This window comes from Rhizobium sp. C1 (assembly GCF_021026335.1).
Taxonomy (GTDB): Bacteria; Pseudomonadota; Alphaproteobacteria; order Rhizobiales; family Rhizobiaceae; genus Ensifer_A.
Map to the genome: position 1 here is coordinate 1 of NZ_JAJNCY010000009.1, position 22853 is coordinate 22853.

A 22853-nucleotide genomic window follows, 5' to 3' on the forward strand; every position below is an offset into this window, starting at 1 on the left:
CTCCCGAATCAATCTCACCGCTTCAAGCTTATATTCGCGGCTGAACTTCCTTCGTTGCATTCCTTCGCTCCAGTTTCATTGGAAACACCTTAACTCGGTGTCCATGAAACCGGCAGCAGGCCATTCCGCGCGCTTTGCAGCGAGCGGATCATGGTCAATGTATTTCGCCTGAGCATTCGCGACCATCTGGCGAAGCGTTGGATTGAGCGCCATTATGCGACCTCCATAGCCGAGCCTAACTCGCCGATTGTCTCTTCAAGCTGCGAAGACGCATTTTCGAGCGAGCCGACGGCATTCTCTGCCGCCTCTCCCCTTGCGCTCTGCTTCAAACCCTCTGGCATATTCTCATACGCCTCCTGTTCTTCGAAGAGGATTTCGTCAACGACGTCCTTCAGGGGCTCAAGCCGCGCCAAAACTTCTTCGATACGCTTGCGACGGGCGGCATTCATTAGGCGACCTCCCCCAGCGAAGAAGGATTGCAGCGAGGACCGAACCCGATGCCAACGCCAATCACGCAGGCAGGCTCATGGATAGCCTCAAGGGCGAATGCGAGCGCAGACAATTCACTCAGAAAACAATGGGTGGTCGCGGGCCTGAACTTGCTGCCGATCCTCGCCTGATAGTCGATCTTAATCCGACCGAACGCCCGAAGCTGCTTCTCATCAAGCGCAGATACGATACTCCGAAAGCGGACTAACGCCGGATTATCTTCTGTCAGGTTCCGCATGTCAGACGCGATCCGCTGGCACGATGCAACTGCACTCCGGTAATGTGCGGCCCGCACGCCGGTCACGCTGTGTCTCTCTGCGCAACTCTCCAGATATCCCGCTGTGGCTTCAAGCGAAGCCGCAAGGTCTTCTATTGCCCCGAAGTCATTTGCAGCTGTAGCGGTGCCTGTGGTAATTTCATATGTCATCGCGATTTCCTTTCGATGTTGCGATGCTTGAGACTGAGGGGCGGCAAAGCTCGGCGTCCAAACTTCGCATTGCCGTTCCCTTTCTTAAGGGCTATTCGCCCGATGCCCTCGTTTGTGGGAGGGTATTTCGAACACGCTGGCTAAGCTTGTGCCGCATCTTCTTGAGGCGTTCCAAATCATCCAGTGCTCTATTGGCATCCGGGCCGGCAAAGCCCAGCTGCCGAAGCTCTTCAATGCGGCCCTCGATTTCGCGGCGCTTGTAGGCTGCGATATCCTGGGCCAATGTCTCGACGACGTCTTGCAATACACTGAGCACTAGTTCGGCTTTACCAAGCGAATTGAACGCCGCCCTGCGGTCGTCCTCGTCCAGTGCGTCCGGATCAAGCGGATTGATCCCGTTGTCCTCTTCAAAGGCCCACCAATCATTCCCGAGAATGAGGAAATGCACTGCGAAGCCGGAACGATGATCTTCCCGCATGAAATCTGAAAAAGATCGCCGATAGACAGTCGTGTTGAGTTCGCGCTCCCGCTCCTTGTCGAGCGTCCTTTGGCGCTGACGTGCTTCCCTTTTGTATTCCTTCCATGATTTCCGCATGTCGCTTGCCCTTTCGTTGGGCAGAAGATGTCCAAAAGCGTTGGACATCACAAGTCCAATCTCAGGTCCAACGCTCAAAAAGACTGTTTGCCGCGCGGCACCCAACAGCGGCAGAATACGACGACCGACTGGAAGCTGCATACTTCGGCTAACCATCTGTAGCTCGACTTGAATGTCGCTAGCAGATCGACCCTACGTTGCCTGAAGAACTATCAAGCACCCGTCAGTGAGCCCGTTTCGGGCTTAGCTGGATTCAGTGTGCGCTCCGTCTCTTGTTGATACCCGAGGCGCCAGTCCGGTGCAGCATCCAGAGCCGCCTGATAGCGCCAGCGCTGCTTGGTCTTCGCCTGGACCCACTTCAGCGACATACGCTTGCCCTCATCGAGCGCAACGCGCATAGCCTCATGCATGTCGAGAGTGGCCTTCACCGGAACAATTCGCTGCCCCTTTGCCTCCAAGTGCTCAAGCATGAAGCGAGTGACAAGCCGCACCTCTTCGTCCGGCAGCTTGACTCCACGATCGGCAAGGCCGGCAGCGAGCGCGTTCTTCACCATACCCCAGAGCCCGACACCGAGCATCAGACGCGCATCATCGCTCAACGCCCTTTTCGTTCCAGGGTGGTTCTGCTTCATCGGCCATGTCCTTCATTAGTCAGTCGGTTGGATGATCCGGCCGTGGCAGCGTCGAGGATACATTTCGCTTCAAATCGCCGCCGCCGGCAGGCTGTTCAATTGACGTTATAGCCGGGGGGATGATGGGAACGCTGAAACAGGGAGCGGCTCTCATCAGGGATTTGTGCAGTCCCATCTCGCTTCTCGATATAAGCAAGCTGTGAACACGAACGAGAGATCGCGAACGAAATGAAGACAGAACCCAGGTCCATTGCCGAATTCCTCGCCTTCCTTGCAACGACGTCGATTTACAGCAGTGCTGAGATCGCCTTGCTTTGCAGCGCCAGCGATCCTGGACAGATTGATGAAATGATAGAAGGCCGGCGAAAGGTGCCGCTCGGAATGGTCAAAGCATTGGCGGCGGCACTGGACTGCAGCGAGAGGGAATTAATGGCGATGGCCCTTCGCGACTGGTATGGTGACGAGGTGTCCGATCAGATCGCGCAGTGCTTCCGTGCTGACGCGAGCGATACAGCCGAAAATGCGTGGATTGCCGCCCTGAGAGATCTTCATGATGGAGTTGTGCCGGAATTGACGACGAACCGGCTTCGTCGATTGCAGCTGCTGTCGCGGTTCTCAGGTTGACGGGCCAGCCTGTTCCTCCCGAACTTGGTCGTCGGACTGCACGATCCGCAACCGCGCCACGGTCATCTTCATGGAACTTACAAGTTTTTGTGCCGGAGATCGCAACGGATTTGAGGCTGCCGCTAGACTGAAACCCCTGCGGTGTCGAAGCAACTCGTCAGATGACGATGCTTTCGCCTAATAACTGCAGGATATGCTTCTTCTATCCTCTACCCCTCCACCAGACACTATCATCAAGGGTCAAAGCCAGCGACGACGCGGATCCGCAGATTTCGCAGAGCACCAAGCACACGTCGGTTCAGGTCATCGTATGCGACAAACGTGCCATCCTTGCCTAATGCGATCCGTCTAGTCTTCTTCAGCCTCAGCTTCATCCTCTGCATCGTCGTCCGCTCACTCTTGCGAAGATGCTGCCGGTGTCGCGTCGTTGCCTGATCCATCGCGTTCACAGCTATGTTTCCGGCAGTCTTGAAAGCGTTCCATCTCTGCCGATCCCGCCAAGCTTCCCGTCCGGTTCCGAGGTGAGGTTCTTGTCGAGGATCTGTCTTGAAGGTCGGCAGGTAGAATCTGAAATACCGCCCCTGCAGTTCCGCAATGTTGAAGGTCGCCAGATCGTTGAAGTGGCGCAGACCTACGCGCTTCAGCTCATCGTATCGCAGGGTCACTTCGACCCTCGCCCGTTTCTCTTGCTCCTCCAGTGCTTCATAGGTCCCGGCCGCGCGGTTCTGGCGATCGATGATCTTGTCCATGACGCGCCAATGCACATCCGCGCCTTTTTCTCCAAAGAACGTAGTGCCGTCCAGGAACGGGCTCTGTTTCGCTGTTCCGGTGCTATCGACCAATTGCAGGACCTTGAGCTTGGTTCCCCAGACAGTTCGTGGACGCGCGAGCTCGTTGGTTAGAAGGTCCCGGTCCGTCAGAAGGTGGCTCGAAAGAACGCGGTGCATCTGCGCCCGCAACAGGTCCGATGGCTCGTGTGGTGTGAAGTCGATGCTGAATTCGATACCAAGGATGCTCGGTGCAAACCTGAGGCCGAATTTTGCATCAATTGCCGCCAATGCCTTAACAACGCTCGCGATGTCCGGCTCCTGGATCGTGATCTTAAACCTGTCGGACGTGTGGTGCGAGGACTCCTCGTAGTCCTTGACGTGCGGTGTCCTCTCAAAGAACTCGTCAATTTCGCCTTGGACAAATCGGAACTGCGTCTGCCGCTTGAAAGTCACCCCGACCGTGAGCCAATCAATGACCGCCCGCGTCTCAAAGTCCTTCATGTCGATTTCCGGCCGAAGTGCGAAGCGTCCGGCAAGCCGAGCTTGGCGCGTAGGTGGAAGCTCCTGCAGTGTGTATGCTAGGCGACCGACCTCTCCCGGCACCTTGTTCGTCCTCAGAGGAATCGATAGCGATCCAGAGGGAAGAGGCATCTGTGGCACCTATCAATGTGAATTGCTACGGCAACAAGAATCTGTTGCCCGCACCGAATACAGGCAGCTAGCAAGCAAGCCTACAGGAACCGGCGACATCTCACAGCAAAACGCACGCGCTTTGACTCGAGGTCGGTCGCTGGCGCGCTCCCCGACCAAGAAGCAGCCCAAGACTCATTTCTATCGAACGCCCACCAGCCAGCGTCCTTGAAGCACTCTCGGAGCGCACTGCAACGATAGCCGTTTCTCTTTCATCTGCGGATTTCGCTCAGCGGAAATCCCGCGTCTTCACCCGGATCTAATCCAGATGCAGATAGGGATCCGCCATGTTGCGCAGCTTCGGCACGCTTCGAAGATCCGTTACCGGAGAGCCCTTGTGGAATTCATCGCCTCGCGGCAGCGGGCATGTTTCCTCTTGCCCATTCGACGCGAAATGAACAGAGAAGTCGAACAGGCAAGCTGAAATGTCTGGACTCGAACAGGATTTTGTTCCTATTTTGTTCGCCCATACCGAACCCGAAGTTTGAAGACAACCGAAACCCTAATGACCGGACCCTGCGTGATCTGGTGGACGACCGACTCGCCCTCTTTTTCGAATGCGCCAGCTGTCAAAGGCTCTCGCAGAGCGACATCCTGGAGCTCGTCTGGCGGTTCGGGCCTGACACCAAGATCGAAACGGTTCGCTTCAAGGTCGTCTGTTCAAGATGCAACGCCCGCAGAGCAACACCGCTCCTCAAGAGCGTTTATCGGCGCGGCGATTTCGCCTGGTTCCCAAGGCCACCACTTGCCAGCAGATGAGACGGACTTGCGGCAGGCGCACACGGTCCCTCTCATTTGGACTTTGCAGTCCTTAGATCATGCTGATATGTTCCATATTTGTTCCGGATGCGCCGTCAAGGCGATGCGGGAAGCATTTTCGCAAATGCACGACGGGGACTGATGGCAGCTTATCTGGAAAAACTGAACAACAGGCAGCGTGACGCTGTCGTGCATGGTGTTGGCGCCGAGGACGGATACATCGGCGGTCCGCTTCTCATCATTGCGGGCGCAGGGTCTGGAAAGACCAATACTCTGGCGCACCGCGTGGCGCACCTCATCGTCAATGGTGCCGATCCGCGCCGTATTCTGCTCATGACCTTCTCTCGCCGCGCGGCCTCCGAGATGGGGCGGCGGGTCGAGCGTATCTGTCGCCAAGTGCTCGGAGACAACGCCGCGATCATGACCGATGCGCTCGCCTGGACCGGAACGTTTCATGGCATCGGCGCGCGGCTGTTGCGGATGTATGCCGACCAGATTGGGTTGAATGTCGACTTCACGATACACGATCGCGAGGACAGCGCCGACCTGATGAACCTCGTCCGGCACGAGCTTGGCCTCTCCAAGACCGAAAGCCGTTTTCCGACCAAGGGGACATGCCTCTCCATCTATTCCCGTGTCGTGAACGCGCAGACGTCTATCAACGAAGTCCTCAAGGCAGCCTATCCCTGGGCTGCCGGATGGGAGGCTGAGCTGAAGCGGCTTTTTGCATCTTACGTGGAGGCCAAGCAGGCGCAGAACGTTCTCGATTATGATGACCTGCTTCTCTACTGGGCGCAGATGATGTCGGACCCGGAACTGGCAGAGGATGTCGGCGGTCGCTTCGACCATGTCCTGGTCGACGAGTATCAGGACACCAACCGCCTGCAGGCCTCCGTTCTCATGGCCATGAAGCCGGGCGGCCGGGGTCTGACGGTGGTCGGTGACGATGCCCAATCGATCTATTCCTTCCGGGCAGCCACCGTTCGCAACATCCTCGACTTCCCGAACGAGTTCTCGCCGAAGCCCGCAGACGTCATCACGCTCGACCGGAATTACAGGTCGACGCAGCCGATCCTATCGGCCGCCAACGGTGTGATCGATCTGGCCCGTGAGCGCTTCACCAAGAACCTCTGGACGGACCGCGAGTCCGAGCAGCGCCCTCTCCTCGTGACCGTCAAGGACGAGAACGATCAGGCGAACTATATCGTGGAACAGGTGTTGGCCAACCGCGAGGTCGGCATGACGCTCAAGCAGCAGGCGGTCCTCTTCCGGACATCAAGCCATAGCGGAGCGCTGGAAGTCGAACTCACCCGGCGCAACATCCCCTTCGTGAAGTTCGGTGGTCTCAAGTTCCTCGACAGCGCCCATGTGAAGGACCTGCTGGCAACGCTGCGCTTTGCGCAGAACCCGAGGGACCGTGTGGCAGGCTTCCGGATCCTCCAGATGCTGCCTGGGATCGGCCCGCAGACGGCGGGCAAGATCCTCGACACCATAGCGGCCGACCCCGAGCCCTTGCAGTCGCTCGCGGAAATCCCGGCACCATCCAAGACGGGCGAGGATTGGCCTGCCTTCATCAAGCTCGTCTCCAGCCTGCGCAAGGTCGAGGGTGGCTGGCCGGGTGAGATGGAGATTGCACGCCTCTGGTATGAGCCGCATCTCGACCGCATCCACGAGGACGCGGATGCGCGCAAGGCCGACCTTCTCCAGCTCGAGCAGATCGCCAGCGGCTATCCGAGCCGCGAGCGGTTTCTGACGGAGCTGACGCTGGACCCGCCGGACGCAACGAGCGACCAGGCGGGCGTGCCGCTGCTTGACGAGGACTATCTCATCCTCTCAACCATCCATTCCGCCAAGGGGCAGGAATGGCGTTCGGTGTTCATGCTGAATGTCGTCGATGGATGTATGCCATCCGACCTCGGAGCCGGGACGACGGCCGAACTCGAAGAGGAGCGACGGCTGCTCTATGTCGGGATGACGCGGGCACGCGACAATCTCGCTCTGATCACGCCCCAGCGCTTCTTCACCCACGGGCAGAATGCGCAAGGCGACCGCCATGTCTATGCCTCCCGCACGCGGTTCATCCCGGCAACGCTGCTGCAATTCTTCGAAACAACGAGCTGGCCGAAGGTCTCTGCTACCGGCAGCGAACGCAGCGCACGGCAGATCCGGATCGACGTTGGCGCGAAAATGCGCGGCATGTGGCAATAGGAGGAGCGCCCTATGTGCAATCTCTACAACATCACGACGACGCGTGACGCGGTCATCGCCTTCACAAAGGCCTTCACCGATAAGGCGGGTTGGAACCAGCCATCGCTCGACGTCTATCCCGGCACGCTTGCCCCGATCGTCCGAGTCAGCGCAGATGGAACCAGAGAGATAGCTAGCTGCACCTGGGGCATGCCAACACCGCCAGCCTTTATCAAAGGCAACTACGATCCGGGCGTCACCAATATCCGCAATGTGAACTCACCGCATTGGCGACGCTGGCTCGGGCCATCCAGCCGCTGTGTCGTTCCCTTCACGTCCTTTGCTGAGCCTGATCCGGCCAGCAAGGTCGAAGGTGGTCGGGTGCCGAACGCCTGGTTTGCGCAAAACCCCGATCGGCCACTGATGGCCTTTGCAGGCTTCTGGACTCCCTGGAAAGGCGTAAAGAAGGTCCGTGACGGGGAGCGGGAGTTCGAGCTTTACGGATTTCTGACAACCGCGCCTAACGAGATCGTCGCCCCGATCCATCAAAAGGCCATGCCTGCCATCCTCACAACGCCTGAAGAGGTGGATCGCTGGCTGACAGGGGAATGGAATGAGGTCAAGCACCTCCAGCGTCCCCTCCCCGACGACATGCTGATACTGGTCGAGCCTCCGGCAAAACCGACAGATGAGATGTAGCGCTGAGCGATGATGCCATGACAGGCTTGGCGGTTTTAAAGACAGACGAGAACTTGCAGGGCACGGTTGACGCACCCGTGCGCAAGATCATCCATGTCGATATGGACGCCTTCTATGCCTCCGTCGAACAGCGCGACAATCCCGAGCTTCGTGGAAAGCCTGTTGCCGTCGGCGGATCGGCAGCCCGTGGCGTGGTGGCCGCTGCCAGCTACGAGGCCCGCGCCTTCGGTGTCCGCTCCGCCCTTCCCTCTGTCACCGCCAAACGACGCTGCCCGGACCTTATCTTCGTCAAACCCCGCTTCGACGTCTATCGCGCCGTTTCCGCGCAAATTCGAGAGATCTTTGCCGAGCACACCGACCTAATCGAGCCGCTCTCCCTCGATGAGGCCTATCTCGATGTCACGGTGAACAAGCAAGGCATTGCGATCGCAACCGAGATCGCCACCCGCATCCGGGCGCGCATCAAGGAGGTCACGGGCCTGAATGCCTCGGCCGGGATTTCCTACTGCAAGTTCCTGGCAAAGATGGCGAGCGACCTGAACAAGCCGAACGGCCAGGCGGTGATCACACCGAGGAACGGTCCAGCCTTCGTCGAGGCGCTGGAGGTGAAGAAGTTCCATGGCGTCGGTCCTGCAACAGCCGCCAAGATGGAGCGGCTGGGCATCCTCACCGGCGCTGACCTGAAGGGCAAGTCACTCGATTTCCTGCAGGCGAATTTCGGCAAGTCTGGCGGATGGTATTATCGGATCTCGAGGGGGAACGATGAGCGACCGGTGCAGCCCGATCGACCGCGCAAGTCGGTCGGGGCCGAAGATACATTCATGGTCGACATTTTCGATCTTGAGGCGGCGAAGAGCGAACTGGTCCCGCTCGCTGAGAAGGTCTGGCGCCATTGCGAGGCGAAAGGGCTAAGCGGGCGCACGGTGACACTGAAGGTGAAGTTTGCGGATTTCCAGCAGATCACGCGTAGCCGCACATTGACTCGGGCAATCCGTGGCGAGATCGAACTGCAACAGGTGGCGCAGGCGCTACTGGGCGACGTTTTTCCGACGACAAAGAGCATTCGCTTGCTCGGCGTCACGCTTTCCGCGCTGGAGAGCGAGGAGTCTCCGTCAGAGAACGGGCAATTGCTGCTGATCTAGGCGATCAGACGGAACGAGATGGGGTGGCAACCCCGCCCACATGGGAGGTTTGGGCCACGGAGCTCGGTCGACCCAAAAGGCATCCCCGTCGTCACTCCTTTCCTTTCCTAGGACTTCGATTGTCCAGCGGCGTGGCGTCGTCGGTCGCAAACTTCACCGACACAGGAGGATAGGAACCCAGAGCGGGTGACAACATGACACCGGCGCTGCGGAAATAATCGTCCGAGACGGGACGACCTTTGGTGCCAACTATCTCATGGCACATAGATCCATCTACCCGAGATGCAATCCAGCCCCTGTTCTGGCGGTGTTGATGATCTCCGAAAGCTTGTCAGCTACGCAGGCGAAAATATGTTTCCGACTCGACAGCGCAAGGGTTTCCTGAGCACCACCATTTTGCCCAGCGATGCATACCGGGTCGCATGAAGAAACTGTCCGTGATCGTTGAACCAACGGTCAGGAAACTCACACATTCAACCGAAGCGAGTCCCTGCATGTTGTCATGAGGGGCAAAAACGTAATTCTCTCCGAAAAAGCGCCAACATAATGTAAACATAGCCCCAGATTTCAGGGGAAAATGTCAACATCGCGACAACAATTGCATCAAAATTTCACAACCATAAATTGGTAAATTCTGCGAAAAGTTGACATGAGGGACGTTGATGTAAACTTAGCGCAACACGAATGTAAACATTCGGCAACGTATTTGCTCGCTCATGGATCGAAGCGATGTCCGAGAATAGGAAGTCGCGCATGAAGAAGGTCCTGGGCAAAGGCACTCTTCCTAGCTCCGTCAAGTTGCCCGAAGGTCGTTGCCCTTTTGAAAGTCAAAAAATCCCTCTGCCCATATCTCCCTCGGCTTTCACTGACCGGTCACACCCGACGTGATCGCGCCATCAGGCCCGAAAAACTCGCATTCTCCTGGATATCGCTGTCCGCGACCAGGGCATAGCCCCAAGGCTTTCCACTAGTCTCCTTGGCCGAATCGGTCGCATACTGCACCCACTTCACTGCAGCGCGAACCTTCTCTTCCACGATCGGATCCTGCATGTCGCGGTCAGCCTTCACCTCGACGACCAGTTTCTCGGTCGGAGTTTCCACGACGAAGTCTGGCTCGTAGGCCCTGCCGGCGCGATATTCAATCTGGAACTGACCGGCAGCCGGCTTCAGCCAACGCTCGACGTCCTTCTCGGCCTCGTGGTCGATCAGAGCAGCGAATCGACGTTCTGCGTCGGAGTCGAATTTGTGTTGAAGGTAGGGGCTCTTCTTGGTCCCATAGAAGACGTAACTGCCGGTGTCGGACAACGGCTTCGCCGCCTTGTAGATAGGCAGACGCTTTGCGATTGAGTAAACGGCGTAGGATTGTGGCCGTAGCATTCGGAACGAGCGGACCATCTTCGCCCGATAGTCTGTCGGCGTCTCGCGGTAGTGGACCTTCATCTGTTCGAAGATGACCTGTGCCAGCGTGCGACCATGTGCGAGGGCCACGTTTTCGACGTCGTCCTCGGTTTCCAGATAGCTCCGCAAGTGCGTGACCATCTGGCCGGCAAGCTTGTAGAGCAGGTCCGCCTGACTGTCGTAGTCCACCTGATCCATGTCGATGAGGTGCTTGACGATGTAGTTTTCGATCCGCGCCTCTTTCGGCGCGCTGACGGATCGCGCCAGCTCACGTTGTGACTGGTCCCGCAGGTTGCGGATACGGATCCGATCTGAAATCGGCTGGTGCCGCACACTCGACAGATTGCTGAGGTCGAAGTCCTCAAACCAGAAGTTCACTTCGCGGCTCGGGATCACCACGATTTCGGGAATTTCGATTGTATTCTCCGCAATACTGGCGGTGACGATGCCGACGATCTTCTGGAAGTCAGGTTCGACGAGCACGCCTTCCAATTGGCCCTGCACCTGCTCGCGGTGCGCTCGGCGGATGTCGGCGACGAGTTCTGCCTGAACCTCCGGCTTGGTGAGATCCTGGACGCCGCCTGTCAGCGTGCGCTCATATTTCTTGGTGATAAAATCGATTGCCGATGCGGCCACCTCCCGATCGTCCGGATGGTCGAAGACAAAAGCCTGCCCGTCGTCATCCAAACCTTTGCGTTGGCCGGTCAGCATGGCTTCGATCGCGGTCGGGATCTCCACGACGTATGAGGTCTCCGGCTTCACATCACCGGACGACCCGATGGTAATGGCTCGCATCTGGACAAGCGAGTCCGACTCCTTTGCCTTGCGGACAACCTCGTCGAAGCGGTCATGGGCAATGACGGTCAAGGTGTCGACAAACTCGTTGCCAGTCCGCTCACCATAGGGAAGACGCAGACCGCGACCAAGAGTCTGTTCCGTCAGGATGTCTGATGCCGATGCCCGGAGCGGCACGATCGTATAGAGATTGGTGACGTCCCAACCTTCTTTGAGCTTGTTGACGTGAATGACGATCTCAGTCTTGTCGTCACTCTCGAGGCTCACCAGGCGCGATACTGCCTCGTCGCTTTCCTCCCCCTTAAGGTTGGAGTGGATCTCGATCACCCGGCCCTTGTAAGCACCTTTGAGAAACTTCTCGTCCTCGATCCGCATCCGGATCTCGCTGGCATGTCGCGTGTCCTGTGCCACGACAAGGATGAACGGGTGGATGCGCTTGCGGCCTGTCTGACGGGCATAAAGGTCCAGCTGCGTCTTCACTTCCTCATGGTAGTGAATGCCGTCCTCGAGCATGATCATCTCCAGGTCGTCCTGGGAGTAGTCCTGCGGGCGAAAATCGACGCGGGTGGCAACGGCCGGCTCCTTGACATAGCCGTCTGCCATGGCGTCGCCCAGGCCGTATTGATAGATCACGTTGCTGAACGACTTGGACTTCGTGCCGACTGACTTGGGCGTTGCCGTCAGCTCAAGGCCGAGCACCGGCTTCAGCTCGCTGATGGCCTTCATGCCGGCATTGGCGCGGTAACGATGCGCTTCGTCCATAAGCATGACCAGATCCGGTAGCTCTGCCAGATAGTCGAAGTAGGATTGACCGATATATTCCCGCATGGTGCGGATACGGCCCTTGTCCTTGTTGATCTTATCGACATTGAAGATGTTGATGACGACCTCGTTGCCGAAAAGGTCGGACCCGCGAATCCCTCGCCCTTCCTCCCAGGTGTCGCCGGTGACAATGATAGGCGGACGCTGGGCAAACTCGGCAATGCCGCGAAATACGTATTTCGGCGACGACTGCCGCGAGAAATCGGCAACCAGCTTGTCGTAGATCGTGGTGTTCGGTGCGAGCACGAAGAAGTTCTTCGAACGACCGGTCAGATAGAGGTAGCTGATGAAAGCGCCCATCAGCCGTGTCTTCCCGACGCCCGTGGCGAGCGCAAAGCAGAGAGAGGGAAAATCCCGTTCGAATTCCTCAACGCTCGGCCATTGTTTCTGCACCGCCTGGAGGGCTGCGACCAGATCCTCCTCCTTGCCGAGCGGGACGACCTCGAGGAGCTCGGCCAGTATGCTCAGGGCCTGTTCCTGGGGTTTTCTGAGGGAGAGGCGCTGGGCGATCTGCCGGCGGATGCGTTCCGGATGGATCATGGCTCAGTTCTCGCTCTTGTCGGCATCAGTGCCGAGGTCATCGAAGAGATCGAGGCCGCTCAGATCACCGAACCGGTCCTTGGCAGCAATCTTCTTCTTCCGTTTCGGCGCGGCCAGCTCCTCCTTCGAGGCGGGATTGAGCTCCTCGTCGCCGTCATCGTCCGCCAGCGGAAGCTTGGCGATGTTCAGCGAATAGTCGTCACGCCCCCATTCGCATTGCGTGAGGATGGCCGAGGGGATCTTGACCAGGATCAGGTTCTCGAAGCTGTCCGGATTGGCGCTAAAGGCCTTGCAGCAGACGACGAGCGACCGCTCAGGTCCAACATCCTCGGAAATCTTGCGGCAGGCATCATGCGTCAGCTGCTGCGTGGTGACGTAGATGAAGGATTTTTCAGTGGCGTAGCCATGGCTCCAGTATTCCTCGGCGAGCAGGCTCGGCGCATAGGTGTAACCCATGTGTTTGCACATGGCCTCGGCCAGCATGGCGGGATTGTAGTCCTTGCTGATCACCCAGTTGCCGTATTTGTCTTGCTCCAGGAGAGACGGTGCGAGATTGAAGTAACGGAAGCCTCCGCCGCCCTTCCAGCCGCAAACCTCAGTGATCCCACCCTTGTCATCACCGTCGATGACTTTCTTCATGCGTGGCAGAATATGCGTGTCACAATGCTCACCGAGCTCGACCATGATCCACCTACGGCCCATTTTGTGCGCGACGGCGCCGGTGGTGCCTGAACCGGCGAAGGAGTCGAGCACTAGGTCGCCTGCGCTAGTCGCGATCTCCAGAATACGAGAGATTAGCTTCTCGGGTTTAGGTGTTGGAAACGGATCCGCGGCCACCAAAGCCTTGGCTTCACGCTTGGCGTCCTGGGTATGTCCAACCTCGTCATATAGCCATATCGTTTGTGGGACAGTTCCACTCCTCTTAAGTTCATTCAAATATTTCTTAAGTCGAGGAGTGCTGTTATTTCCAGATCTTCCCCAGTATATGCGATTTTCCGCCACATTTTTTTCATGGGTTGATCGTTCAAATGCCCAGACTCGAGAACGATTCGGCCAGATTTTTTCCCCGGTATTTGGGTTTGTAATCTCGTAGTAGAGGTTGGGACGCTCGTCGGCTGTTTTCGCACACGTATAGTTGTCACTCATCCATGGCCCGCGAGGGTCATTGTCCGGATTTTTGTAGAGTGTGTTCTGGGCGGAAGTTCTCGCGAGAGGCTTGGGCCTCCAGGCTTCTTTTTCTTTAGCGTAGACTAGGATGTGATCATGGTTTTCACTTAGCCACAGCGCGTCGTTCGATGGCGCATATTTTTTTTGCCAAACTACGTTGGAAACGAAATTTCTCCTGCCGAATACTTCGTCACACAACACTTTTAGGTAATGTGACTCGTTGTCATCAGCTGAAATCCAGATTGAGCCGTCAATCGCCAAAATCGATTGCAGGATTTGAAGCCTGTCACGCAGCAAGCTGAGCCAGACGGAGTGTTCGAGCCCATCGTCATAATGCGTGAAAGCACTACCGGTGTTATAGGGCGGATCGATATAGATGCATTTGACCTGTCCCTCATACTGCCTCTCGAGTGCCTTCAGGACGAGCAGGTTGTCACCCTTGATCAGCATGTTGTCGAAGATGTCCGCATCTGATCGGCGCAAGGCAGCGTGATAGCTTCTGGCCGGATCCTCGATAAGGATCCGTGGCTCGAGCTTCGGCCGCTCCTCCTTGCCGATCCAGGTCAATTCCAGCTTGGTCTTCTTCGACATCGGTCTTTCCGTCTTCAGCATAATGGCGCCGGCGCTGCAAAGATGCGGCTATGGCTTCATGATCCGGTGTATCTTTACAAACTTGTCGGCGGAACCCACGCGCATAACAAACTCGTCCCCCACGCGCTTGCCGAGCAGGTTTTCCACCCGCTTGTCTGCTGACATTGGTGATTGCAACTCTGCCCTCTCCAGCTCGGTCGGCACGCGAAGATAGCGAGACTGCCGCTTCCCAGCTTCCTTGTAGTAGACGAGCAGGAGATCGCCCGGCTCGACCTGTCGGTTCGCGATGTCGATGACGTGCCTTGCTTGCACCGACTTGGGCTTCAGTGGTGCGAGGGGTTGCCGCTCGTCGCCCTGCCAGATCTTTTCGATGACGGCCTGACGACGCGCAGTTGGCAGTTCCAGTTCAACGGCGTCACCAACGCCCTTGCCGGTGAGGCATGCGGCGCGTGGGTCGGTCCTTGCGATGACGCCCTTAGAAGGATCGTTTTCCAGCCCGCGAATGGTGTAGCGGATAAAGCGACCGGTGCCACCGTCGGTAAAGCGGAGCAAGATCGTGTCGCCCTCAGCGACCCGCCGCCGGCCATCCTCGATGATCGCCCTCTGACTGTCCAAGGGTTCCACATTGTCAGAAACAACGGGCGCAGGCGTCTTGGGCGCCGAGCTCAGCGTCAGCGTTTTCCTCTCCCGCCGAGATAGAGGCCCAACTGCGGCGACAGACTCTTCCGACCTGACGACGAACGGAGGATCGTATACCACATCCGCACCACCTGCCGCCTCCGCCTGCTCCGACCGATGCATAGCGTCATCTTCCAACGCACGCTGCAACTCCTGGAGAAGCAGATCCTCATCGACCAGGTCTTTCTCGGAAAAGGTAGCGAGCACCTCCACGGACTCTAGCCCCGTTTGCATCGAGTGCGAAGAATTGCTGTCTGCGAACTGGAGAATGATCGGAGCCAAGTCCGGATCAGTTTCCCGTTCAATAAGCGAGGGCTTCGGTTTCCTAGCTGGTTGAGCCCTCACCGAATTCGTTTTTACCCCCGACCCCTTGGTGACGCCATCAACAGAACCATGGAGCACCTGCCACCGACGTGACATCTCGGCGACTTCCGCCTGTTTCCCGGGCCTTGCACGAACCGGCGGGATGTCCACACTTGACAAATCATCCAGCAGCGCGACCTGTGGCATCGGATTCTCGGATCTTGGGCTGTTCAATGCCTCGGCAATTTTGCGCAAAGACTGACCCTGCAAGGCACGCACCTGTGTCTTTTCCTCGAGTGCAGCGTAGTAGTCCTCGAATTCCCTCCTCTTTTGGTCCAAGCGCATCTTCCGCCATCCAGTCACGTCATGCTTCACGGGTGACAGATCGAGCTGACTTGTTCGGGGCGCCGGCAGTCCAAAGCGCATCTCAAATCCGGCATTGGCAAGGGTCCGGACCTTGCTGTGCTGCACCTTCCAATACACAGTGTATAGTGGGCTTAGGTTGCCATGGTTCAGAAGCGATGCGAGGACCTGGCTCTCGAATGTTGCCAGTTCAGCTTGAAGTTCCTGCAGCCGGCCCCGATGCCAGATCTCGGTCTCGGCCTGCTTCGTTTCCACTTCCTCGATCTTCGCGTCGATCATGCGGCAGAGTTCGTCATTGCCTCGCTCACGTCGGCGCCTGGCGTAGAGGCTGGACAAGAAAGCTTCAACTTTCTCATAGACCTCGCGGCGACGAAGCTCCAGGCGCGCGATGGCGGAGCTGATCCGGCGCTCCTCCTCCTCAAGAGTTTTGAGATGGGCAATGTCGCAGCGGCCAAGAAAGTCCCAGTAGAGGGCATCCAATGCTTCCGCCAAGTCGTCTGGCGGCTCGACGACCACCTCCTGTGGCAAGGTCGACCGCATCGAGAACAGTGCTTCGACGACCCACTGGCCCAGGACTTCGCCTTCGTCATTGACGCAAGCAGCGATCACCGCGCGGGTTCTGTCGAACTCCGTTTCCATCTCGACTTCCGCGACCGATAGCCAGCCAGAGCGATTGAACATTGCCGGCACGACCCAGGCGGGACCGACATGGCTGTCGAGCGAGAAGTGCAGTTCGACTGGATAGACACCAAACTCTGGTGATCGTGATCCCGCCCAGCTCGCCATAACTCACTCGACGGACCAGCGTATTGAGAACAAGGGCTTCAGCTCGGGCTTTCGGTCCAGTGCCGCCGCGAATTCGTCCAGCATGTCGTTGACCTGCTTCCGGATTTGCTTGCGGCGTTCATGCTTGGAGAATTTCAGATCGTCGATCTCGCCCTCGACGGTCTTGATCTTCCGACCGAGCGATAGCTTTTCCTCCATCGACAGGTCGGGCGACCGGCGATCACGACGAAGCTGCTTGGCGGCATCCTCAAGCTCGTCAATCTGGGCATCGATTTCGACCTCAATGTCTCGCGCATAGTTGTCGAGCCGCTGCTCTTCCTCCTCAAGCCACTGGAAGTTTTGTTTCTTCACTGTTTCGGCAAAGATGGAGAAGAGCTGGTCCTCGATCTTGTCCAGCGGGCCGAGACCGCTCGGCATGGCGATGACGCCGTCGTCGATTGCCGGCGCCATGAGCAACCGCTTTGCGGTCTCAACGGAAACCTGGGATCCGTCGTTGGCAATGCAGGAGACAAGTAGATCCTCTCGGACCTTGTGTTCTGTGCTGACGGCGGCCTTTGCGACACGCAAGAAGCCGCTCTTGCCACGCAGGGCAGAGACATCCGCAAGCTGTCCATCGAATGGAAATGCCGCTGGGCTGAACCGTAGAGAGCGTGCCTCGGTGCTATGATCGCGCGCTGAGGCCCCCTTGGCCGCCTCGAGAGCCAGGTTCTCATCGGTGAGCCGGAAGAACTGCCAGTCCTTCTCTGCGGCCTCCTGCCAATGAGGCGTGTAAACATGCTCTCCCTGCCGGAAGGCGTGGGATCCTTCGACGTCGAATTCGGCATCCCGAAACTCAGAACGGGCCAGCAGCAAGAGACGGCGAGAGAAGTCGTTGAGGGCATGTGCAAGGTGAGCCTTACGGGTGTTCAGGCGGGAGACGACATCGGTGTCGAATTGCTCCAGGACCTTAGCCCTGGCCGCCTCGACTTCAGCGGAGATCGTCTCTTGCAATTCCTCCTTCAACGCGTCGAAGCTTGCCTCTATTTCTTCTGGTGAGCGGGACTTCTGGATGATGTCGAGAACGCGCTTTTCGAAGTCGACACCACGCTCAATTGTTCCGAGAACCTCGTCGCTTGAGCCGAACACGCCCTCGAACAACTTGAACTTGAGTGCCAAAAGTTCGTGAATGCGCTTCTCGGCGTGGTTCTTGAGGTTCAGCATGTTAACGACGGTCACATCGATCTTCTGACCATAACGGTGACAACGACCAATGCGCTGCTCGACCCGCTGCGGGTTCCAGGGAAGGTCGAAATTGATCACCAAGGAGCAGAACTGCAGGTTGATACCCTCTGCACCGCTTTCCGTCGCGATCAGGATTGTCTTGTCGTCCCTCTTAAACGCGTCGACCACCGCCGCCTTCATGTCAGCCGTTTTCGAACCGGAGACACGGTCACTGCCAGCGTGGCGCTCCTTCCAGTCCTTGTAGATCTGCTGACTAGAGGGGTCGTTGTTCGACCCGTTCAACAGAACGATCTCGCCTGTGTAGCCGCGATTTGAGAGGAGTTCTGACAGGTAGGTCTGCGTCCGGACACTCTCCGTGAAGATCACCGCCTTCCGTGCCCCGCCCTTGGCCTCGATCGCATCCAGCACATCCGGCAGGCGATCGACCAGTTTCTCCCCCTTCGCATTGGCGCCGATCGATCGCGCGAGGGTCAGGAAGCCCCGCAAGTCGTTGAGTTCAGCGGCCAGCTTCTCGGGATCAATTGGCTCGTCAGTCAGCGCTTCCTCGTCGACTTCCTGATCAGACATTTCCTCGGCAAGCTCATCGATCAGCTCGATGTCATCCGTAATGGACGTGTCGATGGTAGTTTGCTTCGTCTCCAGGCGGTCTATCAAAGTCTCAAGATACTTGATTACGGCATAGGTCGAAGAACCTAGAATCTTGCGGATCTGAAGGATGACGAGCTGGTTAGCGCGGTCACCATAGGAGACAGTATCCTTACGTTGCAGGAAGGTGGATACTGAGTTGTAGAGCTTCACTTCGATGTCGGGGGGATCGAAGTCGAAGACCGTGGCATTGCGTTTCGTGAAGTTGATGTGACCTGCTTCCTGAACCTGACGACGCAAGGTGCGGTGGCAAATAGGTTTGAGTCTGTCTTTCAAGTCTTCGGAGGAAGCACGACTGGCGCCGGCACCCATATATTGGCGTTTGAACGCGGCCTCGCCGCCAAAGTGGGTCTCGTCGATGATGGAGACGATACCGAACAGCTCAAGAAGCGAGTTCTGCAGCGGTGTCGCAGTGAGGAGCACCTTGATCGGATCGGCGAGCGCCCGTCTAAGATCCTTCGCTCGTTGCGACCCGTTCTTCTTGTAGACGTTTCGCAGACGATGAGCTTCATCGAATACGACCAAGTCCCATTTTGTCCGTTGCAGCTCATCCTTCTGCCGGGCCGCGAATTCGTAAGACGAGATGACCACGCCGCTAGCCTTGTCGAAGGGATCGCGGATGCCTGACTTTTTCATCTCACGATGTTTTCCTGCCTCCATGATCGTGCTTTTCAGGCCGAACTTCTCGATGAGCTCCTGCTCCCACTGCTTGCGGAGGGAGGCCGGCACGATCAGCAATATCTTTCGCTTCTGCTCTGCCCACTTCTGCGCCATCACTAGTCCGGCTTCGATGGTCTTTCCGAGACCCACTTCGTCGGCTAACAGGACACCTTTGTTGAGCGGTGATTTAAGGGCAAACAGCGACGCTTCGACCTGGTGGGGATTCATGTCGACCCGGGCCGCGCTTAATGACCTGGTAAACGCATCCTCATCCAAGCTCTCAAGCAGTAGGGAGTGAGCGAAGTAGTGCCCTTGAAGAGGTTGATAAAGGGGCACTTCACTTGTCATGTGGCAACAACTCCCAGTCGGTATTTTGTATCGATTCGCTTATATGAAGGGAGACCTAAAGGTTGTTCAAGAGATTTGTCAGGTAGCGCCGCCTGAAATACCAGAAGCATAATGATACTGAGATTTTATCCCCAAGCAGGAACAAAGATCCGCTATGCTGGCACCAGCTGTTGGACCTCCCTGTCCAGCTTTTCACATTGCTCCAGCAGGTTCTTCACCAGGTCATCCAGGTCCATCAGCGCAAGAGGGATGTTAGCCCTCCCGGCTTCTTATCGGGCTTCGCCCGAAAACCCGCCCGTGCTGACAATAGGGCCCCTTATCCTGCGGGTGGCGTCCACCGAGGAAGCTAGGGACATCCGGCGCGCTGGTAGTGATTCCTTGACTCAGGGGAGCCCATATGCGCGCACCAGTCGCTTGAGTGTTGCGACTAATCTTCCAACGTGCCAAACGCGCCAGCGAGTCTCCTCGGCCGTTTACAGCCGCTAGCTACTGAAAAGAAATATGTCCAAGAAGCAAAAGCGCAACAATGCATATTACGAAGATCGCCTCGAGCGCGACCACCCCGATATCTTTGCCGACCTGAAGGCGGGCAAATTCGAATCCGCAGCGGATGCTTTTGTCGCGGCAGGCCTGAAGAAACCACGGACTCGACTGCAAGAGATGAAGAATGCCTGGACGAAGGCATCCGCCAAGGAGCAGGCTGACTTCCAAAAGTGGCTTGCAAGCCGGCTCCATGTGCCAACTCCTAGACCAGTTCCGTCCGGCAGCACGCCGGCGCCAGCAGGACTTGTTCCGCTTTCCGTAACAGCGCCAATCAGCGATCCGGATCGGAAACTCTCGGCACAGACCAAGCAAAGGGTTTCGGAGATCATGTTGGCGCGAAACTTGAAAATGGGAGACCTGATGGCTGAACTTGGTTTGAGCAAGTTGAATGCTTCGATTGGTAACGCGATTAAACAAGACTCCCAGATCAAGCCCCATGTCATGAAGGCACTCGAAAAATGGCTGAAGGATAATGCCGGGGTATGACCGCGGCCAACGCTGGGCCGCCCCCCCCCTTTACATTTTGTCCAGCCGGAATGAACTCCACGTCAGAACATTCCCCAAGAGTCGTCATCAGGATGGATCTCTGCGACATCAGGAAGCGATGCTGCGTTATTCTGCATATCGGCCTTTCGCCTGCGTTCCTTTGCCTTGCGTTCGTTCGCCTTCACTCTCTGGTGTTCGGCCTTCTCTTCAGCGGTCATAGTCGAAAGATCCGTCCAACCCCGCGATGGCTTTGAGTTGGCATGCCGGCGGGCTCGCTGCGCGTCACGATGAATTCGGCGCTCGTATTCCTGACGAGATTCGCCGAACTGCTGAGGCGCGTGTTTATGGTAGGTGTGCCCCCTGACTGTCTTTCCCTCGACTGCTCGCGCCAGCCGATATCTTTCCCGGGCTTCAGCAGCCGAAGCAATGGCTATGCGGGAGCGCTCCTTCACGAGCTTACCGAGCCACTCCTCCACAGCGTTGCTTAACGGCGAGCCCGCTCTATATCGCTCGTGTTGGTTTCCAGTATTTGCCGGCCTATTCTCCAAAGAGTTCTGAATACGCGTAGTCTCGTCCACCGGAGGCTCCTTTGTTGTTTCCTGTCTCTGTTATAGACAAGACCAGCGCCGGAAACCTCATTTTCTGCGCGTCACGTTTTCGTGCCTTTTCCGTCTATTAGATTATTCTTTAATTATATATATACAGGGAGAAAAGGCACACAAATCGTGACAGGTTCCGGTATCCACGAATGAAAAAGACGTTCCGTAACGCTCTTAACGCAGTCAGAGCGCACCGGCGGAGAGGTATAATGTGGTCACTTTACGGTAGATCAATCTATGGCCAGGAGTGATAGATAAATCTACGCGCTTCAAATCAATGGATTTCCAATTGCTGGAAAAGGGTCAATCGGTGCTATTTCCCGAAGATCGCCTTTATCGCAGAGCGGGCTCGCACCGTCAGGCTCGGATCAGAATGACCTGACGCTGTTCGAATTTCCTCCAACCAGGCAACCTCGTTCCTTGTGACGATCGCGCCGAAGATTTCCGCGATTGCCTGGGCGTTCGTTTCATTTCCCAGTTGCTCCATCGCCAGCAAGAAAAGATGCCTCGGATCGCATTCTAGCGCCTTGGCCAATCCCGGCACGCGGTCGAGCGGCAGCTTTGTCGAGCCGTTCTTGATCATTGCCAGCATGTTCGTCTGCACGAACCCTGCCTCCGCGGCGATCTCAATCTGAGACTTCCGCGGCCGGAGCTCGAGAATACGCTTTTCAAGAAAGCGGGTGAGCCGGGTGTGACTGAAAGGGCGTCGGACGGTCGTCTTCATTGCTGCTATCCTTCTGAACCAGCAGCATCAATTCGCTGCTCGTCTAAGTTATAGCTATGCAGTTTGTGGGAATGCGCTTGAGGGTGATGGCAACACTGTCGCCCTTTAACCCGGGATGCAAGCCTGCCATCGTCGGTCGATCCCAGGATCGCTGCCGTTCCCCTGCCCTCGGCAATCGGCGTTGCGAGCAGGGTTCTGTGGCTAATTCGACTAGTCCTGAAGAAGCAGCGTCGCCAGTTCGAGGTCTGCGACCAGGTGGTCCGCAAAGCCCCCGCGGAGAGCTGCCCTCGCCGCATCGCGCTTGAAGCTTCCGCTGACGACGAGGAGGCCCTTCATCGAGCGCAGAAGATCATGATCGACGCCGATCAGGCGTTCGTCGAGTTCACCGAGCACAGCCTGCCCGTCGGCATCGATGAAGCGCCCGGCGATAATGCCGACTGCGCCGCGTCGGCGGTAGTCCTCGACCTCTTCGGCTGTCGCAATCTTGAACTGGACGACATGCGTGTCGGGCGTGCAGGGACTGAGCGAGAATACCGATTTGTTGCAGCTCCGGATCCCTTCGAGCTGGTCGCGGATGATCGGCTCGGCCCTGAGCGCGGTGGCTAGCGCAGCACTCGAAACGACGGCAGGCGCGTTGAATGTGATGCAATGTGCATCCAACCGGCGGGCGATTTCGGTCGTGCAGCTTTCTGACGTGCTCAGCAGCGAATTCGCGAGCGACCCGAGCAGTTGGCGGACAGTCACGTCCCTGATCGGCCAGTTGGGCACGAATTCGGACACGAAATAGACCGTTTGCCCCCAGGAAACGCCCAGCACATCTCCTTCCTGAACAAAATCAGGCAGATGATAGGCGGCGACCTCACAGACGGCGCGCGTCAGCGTCTCGCCCTCCCGCCCCTCGGCAGGAACGATGTGCACGCTTTCCAGGCCGAATTTTTCCTTCAGGGCATCCGCCGTGGCATTCATCCGGTAGTGCTCCGGAGAGACCTGAATGCAAACGATGTTGCGTTCCTTCGCGAGCTTCAGATAGCTGATCACCGTCGGGCGAGACAGGGAGAGCGCATCCGAAATCTCTCCCTGGTTCAGATTGCGGACATAATACATCCATGCCACTTCGGCGATGATCTTGTTGGATGGATGCTGGTCTCTGTGCATTCGCCGTCCGCCTTC

17 protein-coding genes are annotated in these 22853 nt (G+C 57.3%); 5 read left to right on the forward strand and 12 right to left on the reverse strand.

Annotated features, from left to right (window positions below; all coding sequences use genetic code 11):
* Positions 1-212: 212 nt before the first annotated feature.
* The 4 genes from LQK83_RS17240 to LQK83_RS17255 form a co-directional block, all read right to left on the reverse strand.
* Entirely contained in the window at positions 213-449 is a 237-nt protein-coding gene (locus LQK83_RS17240; protein ID WP_230838638.1) for a hypothetical protein, read from the reverse strand.
* Positions 449-916, reverse strand: coding sequence for a hypothetical protein (locus tag LQK83_RS17245; protein ID WP_230838639.1), 468 nt, complete (start codon positions 914-916; stop codon positions 449-451). Before LQK83_RS17245 ends, LQK83_RS17240 begins: the two co-directional genes overlap by 1 nt.
* Before the next feature lie 91 nt (positions 917-1007).
* Positions 1008-1652, reverse strand: coding sequence for a hypothetical protein (locus LQK83_RS17250; protein ID WP_230838640.1), 645 nt, complete (start codon positions 1650-1652; stop codon positions 1008-1010).
* A gap of 71 nt (positions 1653-1723) precedes the next feature.
* On the reverse strand, positions 1724-2143 hold the full coding sequence (locus LQK83_RS17255) for a hypothetical protein (protein ID WP_230838641.1): 420 nt from the start codon (positions 2141-2143) through the stop codon (positions 1724-1726).
* 228 nt (positions 2144-2371) lie between these two features.
* On the opposite strand from LQK83_RS17255, the gene LQK83_RS17260 reads away from it, so the two are divergent.
* Positions 2372-2767, forward strand: a complete 396-nt coding sequence (locus LQK83_RS17260) for a hypothetical protein (protein ID WP_230838642.1) — start codon at positions 2372-2374, stop codon at positions 2765-2767.
* A 233-nt stretch (positions 2768-3000) separates the two neighbouring features.
* On the opposite strand, the gene LQK83_RS17265 is transcribed toward LQK83_RS17260, so the two are convergent.
* Entirely contained in the window at positions 3001-4038 is a 1038-nt protein-coding gene (locus LQK83_RS17265; protein ID WP_230838643.1) for a hypothetical protein, read from the reverse strand.
* A 1086-nt stretch (positions 4039-5124) separates the two neighbouring features.
* Here LQK83_RS17265 and LQK83_RS17270 point away from each other — a divergent pair.
* From LQK83_RS17270 to dinB, 3 genes are read left to right on the forward strand one after another with little or no spacing between them, the layout of a single operon-like run.
* Positions 5125-7194 (forward strand): ATP-dependent helicase, encoded by a 2070-nt coding sequence (locus LQK83_RS17270; protein WP_230838791.1) that lies wholly within the window; start codon positions 5125-5127, stop codon positions 7192-7194.
* Positions 7195-7206: 12 nt separating this feature from the next.
* Positions 7207-7872 (forward strand): SOS response-associated peptidase, encoded by a 666-nt coding sequence (locus LQK83_RS17275; protein ID WP_230838644.1) that lies wholly within the window; start codon positions 7207-7209, stop codon positions 7870-7872.
* A gap of 17 nt (positions 7873-7889) precedes the next feature.
* Complete coding sequence (dinB, locus tag LQK83_RS17280) at positions 7890-9014, forward strand: DNA polymerase IV (RefSeq protein ID WP_230838645.1); 1125 nt, start codon at positions 7890-7892, stop codon at positions 9012-9014.
* 873 nt (positions 9015-9887) lie between these two features.
* Here the strand turns inward: dinB and LQK83_RS17285 are convergent.
* Genes LQK83_RS17285 through LQK83_RS17300 form a run of 4 tightly spaced genes read right to left on the reverse strand, consistent with a single transcriptional unit; the run spans position 9888 to position 19331 of the window.
* Positions 9888-12569 carry a DEAD/DEAH box helicase family protein gene (locus LQK83_RS17285; protein WP_230838646.1) on the reverse strand — a complete coding sequence of 894 codons (2682 nt, stop codon included), beginning with the start codon at positions 12567-12569 and terminating at the stop codon, positions 9888-9890.
* Positions 12570-12572: 3 nt separating this feature from the next.
* Entirely contained in the window at positions 12573-14327 is a 1755-nt protein-coding gene (locus tag LQK83_RS17290; protein WP_230838647.1) for a site-specific DNA-methyltransferase, read from the reverse strand.
* Positions 14328-14375: 48 nt separating this feature from the next.
* Complete coding sequence (locus tag LQK83_RS17295) at positions 14376-16457, reverse strand: hypothetical protein (RefSeq protein ID WP_230838648.1); 2082 nt, start codon at positions 16455-16457, stop codon at positions 14376-14378.
* A 3-nt stretch (positions 16458-16460) separates the two neighbouring features.
* On the reverse strand, positions 16461-19331 hold the full coding sequence (locus tag LQK83_RS17300; protein ID WP_230838649.1) for an SNF2-related protein: 2871 nt from the start codon (positions 19329-19331) through the stop codon (positions 16461-16463).
* Between the two features lie 501 nt (positions 19332-19832).
* On the opposite strand from LQK83_RS17300, the gene LQK83_RS17305 reads away from it, so the two are divergent.
* Positions 19833-20360 carry a hypothetical protein gene (locus tag LQK83_RS17305; RefSeq protein WP_230838650.1) on the forward strand — a complete coding sequence of 176 codons (528 nt, stop codon included), beginning with the start codon at positions 19833-19835 and terminating at the stop codon, positions 20358-20360.
* A gap of 62 nt (positions 20361-20422) precedes the next feature.
* Here the strand turns inward: LQK83_RS17305 and LQK83_RS17310 are convergent, their stop codons facing one another.
* The 3 genes from LQK83_RS17310 to LQK83_RS17320 form a co-directional block, all read right to left on the reverse strand.
* The gene (locus LQK83_RS17310) at positions 20423-20938 is read right to left on the reverse strand and encodes a hypothetical protein (RefSeq protein WP_230838651.1); all 516 of its coding nucleotides are present in this window, start codon (positions 20936-20938) and stop codon (positions 20423-20425) included.
* 334 nt (positions 20939-21272) lie between these two features.
* A complete protein-coding gene (locus tag LQK83_RS17315) occupies positions 21273-21683 on the reverse strand; it encodes an XRE family transcriptional regulator (RefSeq protein ID WP_230838652.1) in 411 nt (136 codons plus the stop codon).
* 210 nt (positions 21684-21893) lie between these two features.
* Positions 21894-22838, reverse strand: coding sequence for a sugar-binding transcriptional regulator (locus LQK83_RS17320; RefSeq protein ID WP_230838653.1), 945 nt, complete (start codon positions 22836-22838; stop codon positions 21894-21896).
* Between the last annotated feature and the right edge of the window lie 15 nt (positions 22839-22853).

What these genes read in the sequence shown, in the direction of transcription:
- LQK83_RS17240 (WP_230838638.1), bottom strand. Translation starts at nt 449, where the DNA reads ATGAATGCCGCCCGTCGCAAGCGTATCGAAGAAGTTTTGGCGCGGCTT.
- LQK83_RS17245 (WP_230838639.1), bottom strand. Translation starts at nt 916, where the DNA reads ATGACATATGAAATTACCACAGGCACCGCTACAGCTGCAAATGACTTC.
- LQK83_RS17250 (WP_230838640.1), bottom strand. Translation starts at nt 1,652, where the DNA reads ATGCAGCTTCCAGTCGGTCGTCGTATTCTGCCGCTGTTGGGTGCCGCG.
- LQK83_RS17255 (WP_230838641.1), bottom strand. Translation starts at nt 2,143, where the DNA reads ATGAAGCAGAACCACCCTGGAACGAAAAGGGCGTTGAGCGATGATGCG.
- LQK83_RS17260 (WP_230838642.1), top strand. Translation starts at nt 2,372, where the DNA reads ATGAAGACAGAACCCAGGTCCATTGCCGAATTCCTCGCCTTCCTTGCA.
- LQK83_RS17265 (WP_230838643.1), bottom strand. Translation starts at nt 4,038, where the DNA reads ATGAAGGACTTTGAGACGCGGGCGGTCATTGATTGGCTCACGGTCGGG.
- LQK83_RS17275 (WP_230838644.1), top strand. Translation starts at nt 7,207, where the DNA reads ATGTGCAATCTCTACAACATCACGACGACGCGTGACGCGGTCATCGCC.
- dinB (WP_230838645.1), top strand. Translation starts at nt 7,890, where the DNA reads ATGACAGGCTTGGCGGTTTTAAAGACAGACGAGAACTTGCAGGGCACG.
- LQK83_RS17285 (WP_230838646.1), bottom strand. Translation starts at nt 12,569, where the DNA reads ATGATCCATCCGGAACGCATCCGCCGGCAGATCGCCCAGCGCCTCTCC.
- LQK83_RS17290 (WP_230838647.1), bottom strand. Translation starts at nt 14,327, where the DNA reads ATGTCGAAGAAGACCAAGCTGGAATTGACCTGGATCGGCAAGGAGGAG.
- LQK83_RS17295 (WP_230838648.1), bottom strand. Translation starts at nt 16,457, where the DNA reads ATGGCGAGCTGGGCGGGATCACGATCACCAGAGTTTGGTGTCTATCCA.
- LQK83_RS17300 (WP_230838649.1), bottom strand. Translation starts at nt 19,331, where the DNA reads ATGACAAGTGAAGTGCCCCTTTATCAACCTCTTCAAGGGCACTACTTC.
- LQK83_RS17305 (WP_230838650.1), top strand. Translation starts at nt 19,833, where the DNA reads ATGTCCAAGAAGCAAAAGCGCAACAATGCATATTACGAAGATCGCCTC.
- LQK83_RS17315 (WP_230838652.1), bottom strand. Translation starts at nt 21,683, where the DNA reads ATGAAGACGACCGTCCGACGCCCTTTCAGTCACACCCGGCTCACCCGC.
- LQK83_RS17320 (WP_230838653.1), bottom strand. Translation starts at nt 22,838, where the DNA reads ATGCACAGAGACCAGCATCCATCCAACAAGATCATCGCCGAAGTGGCA.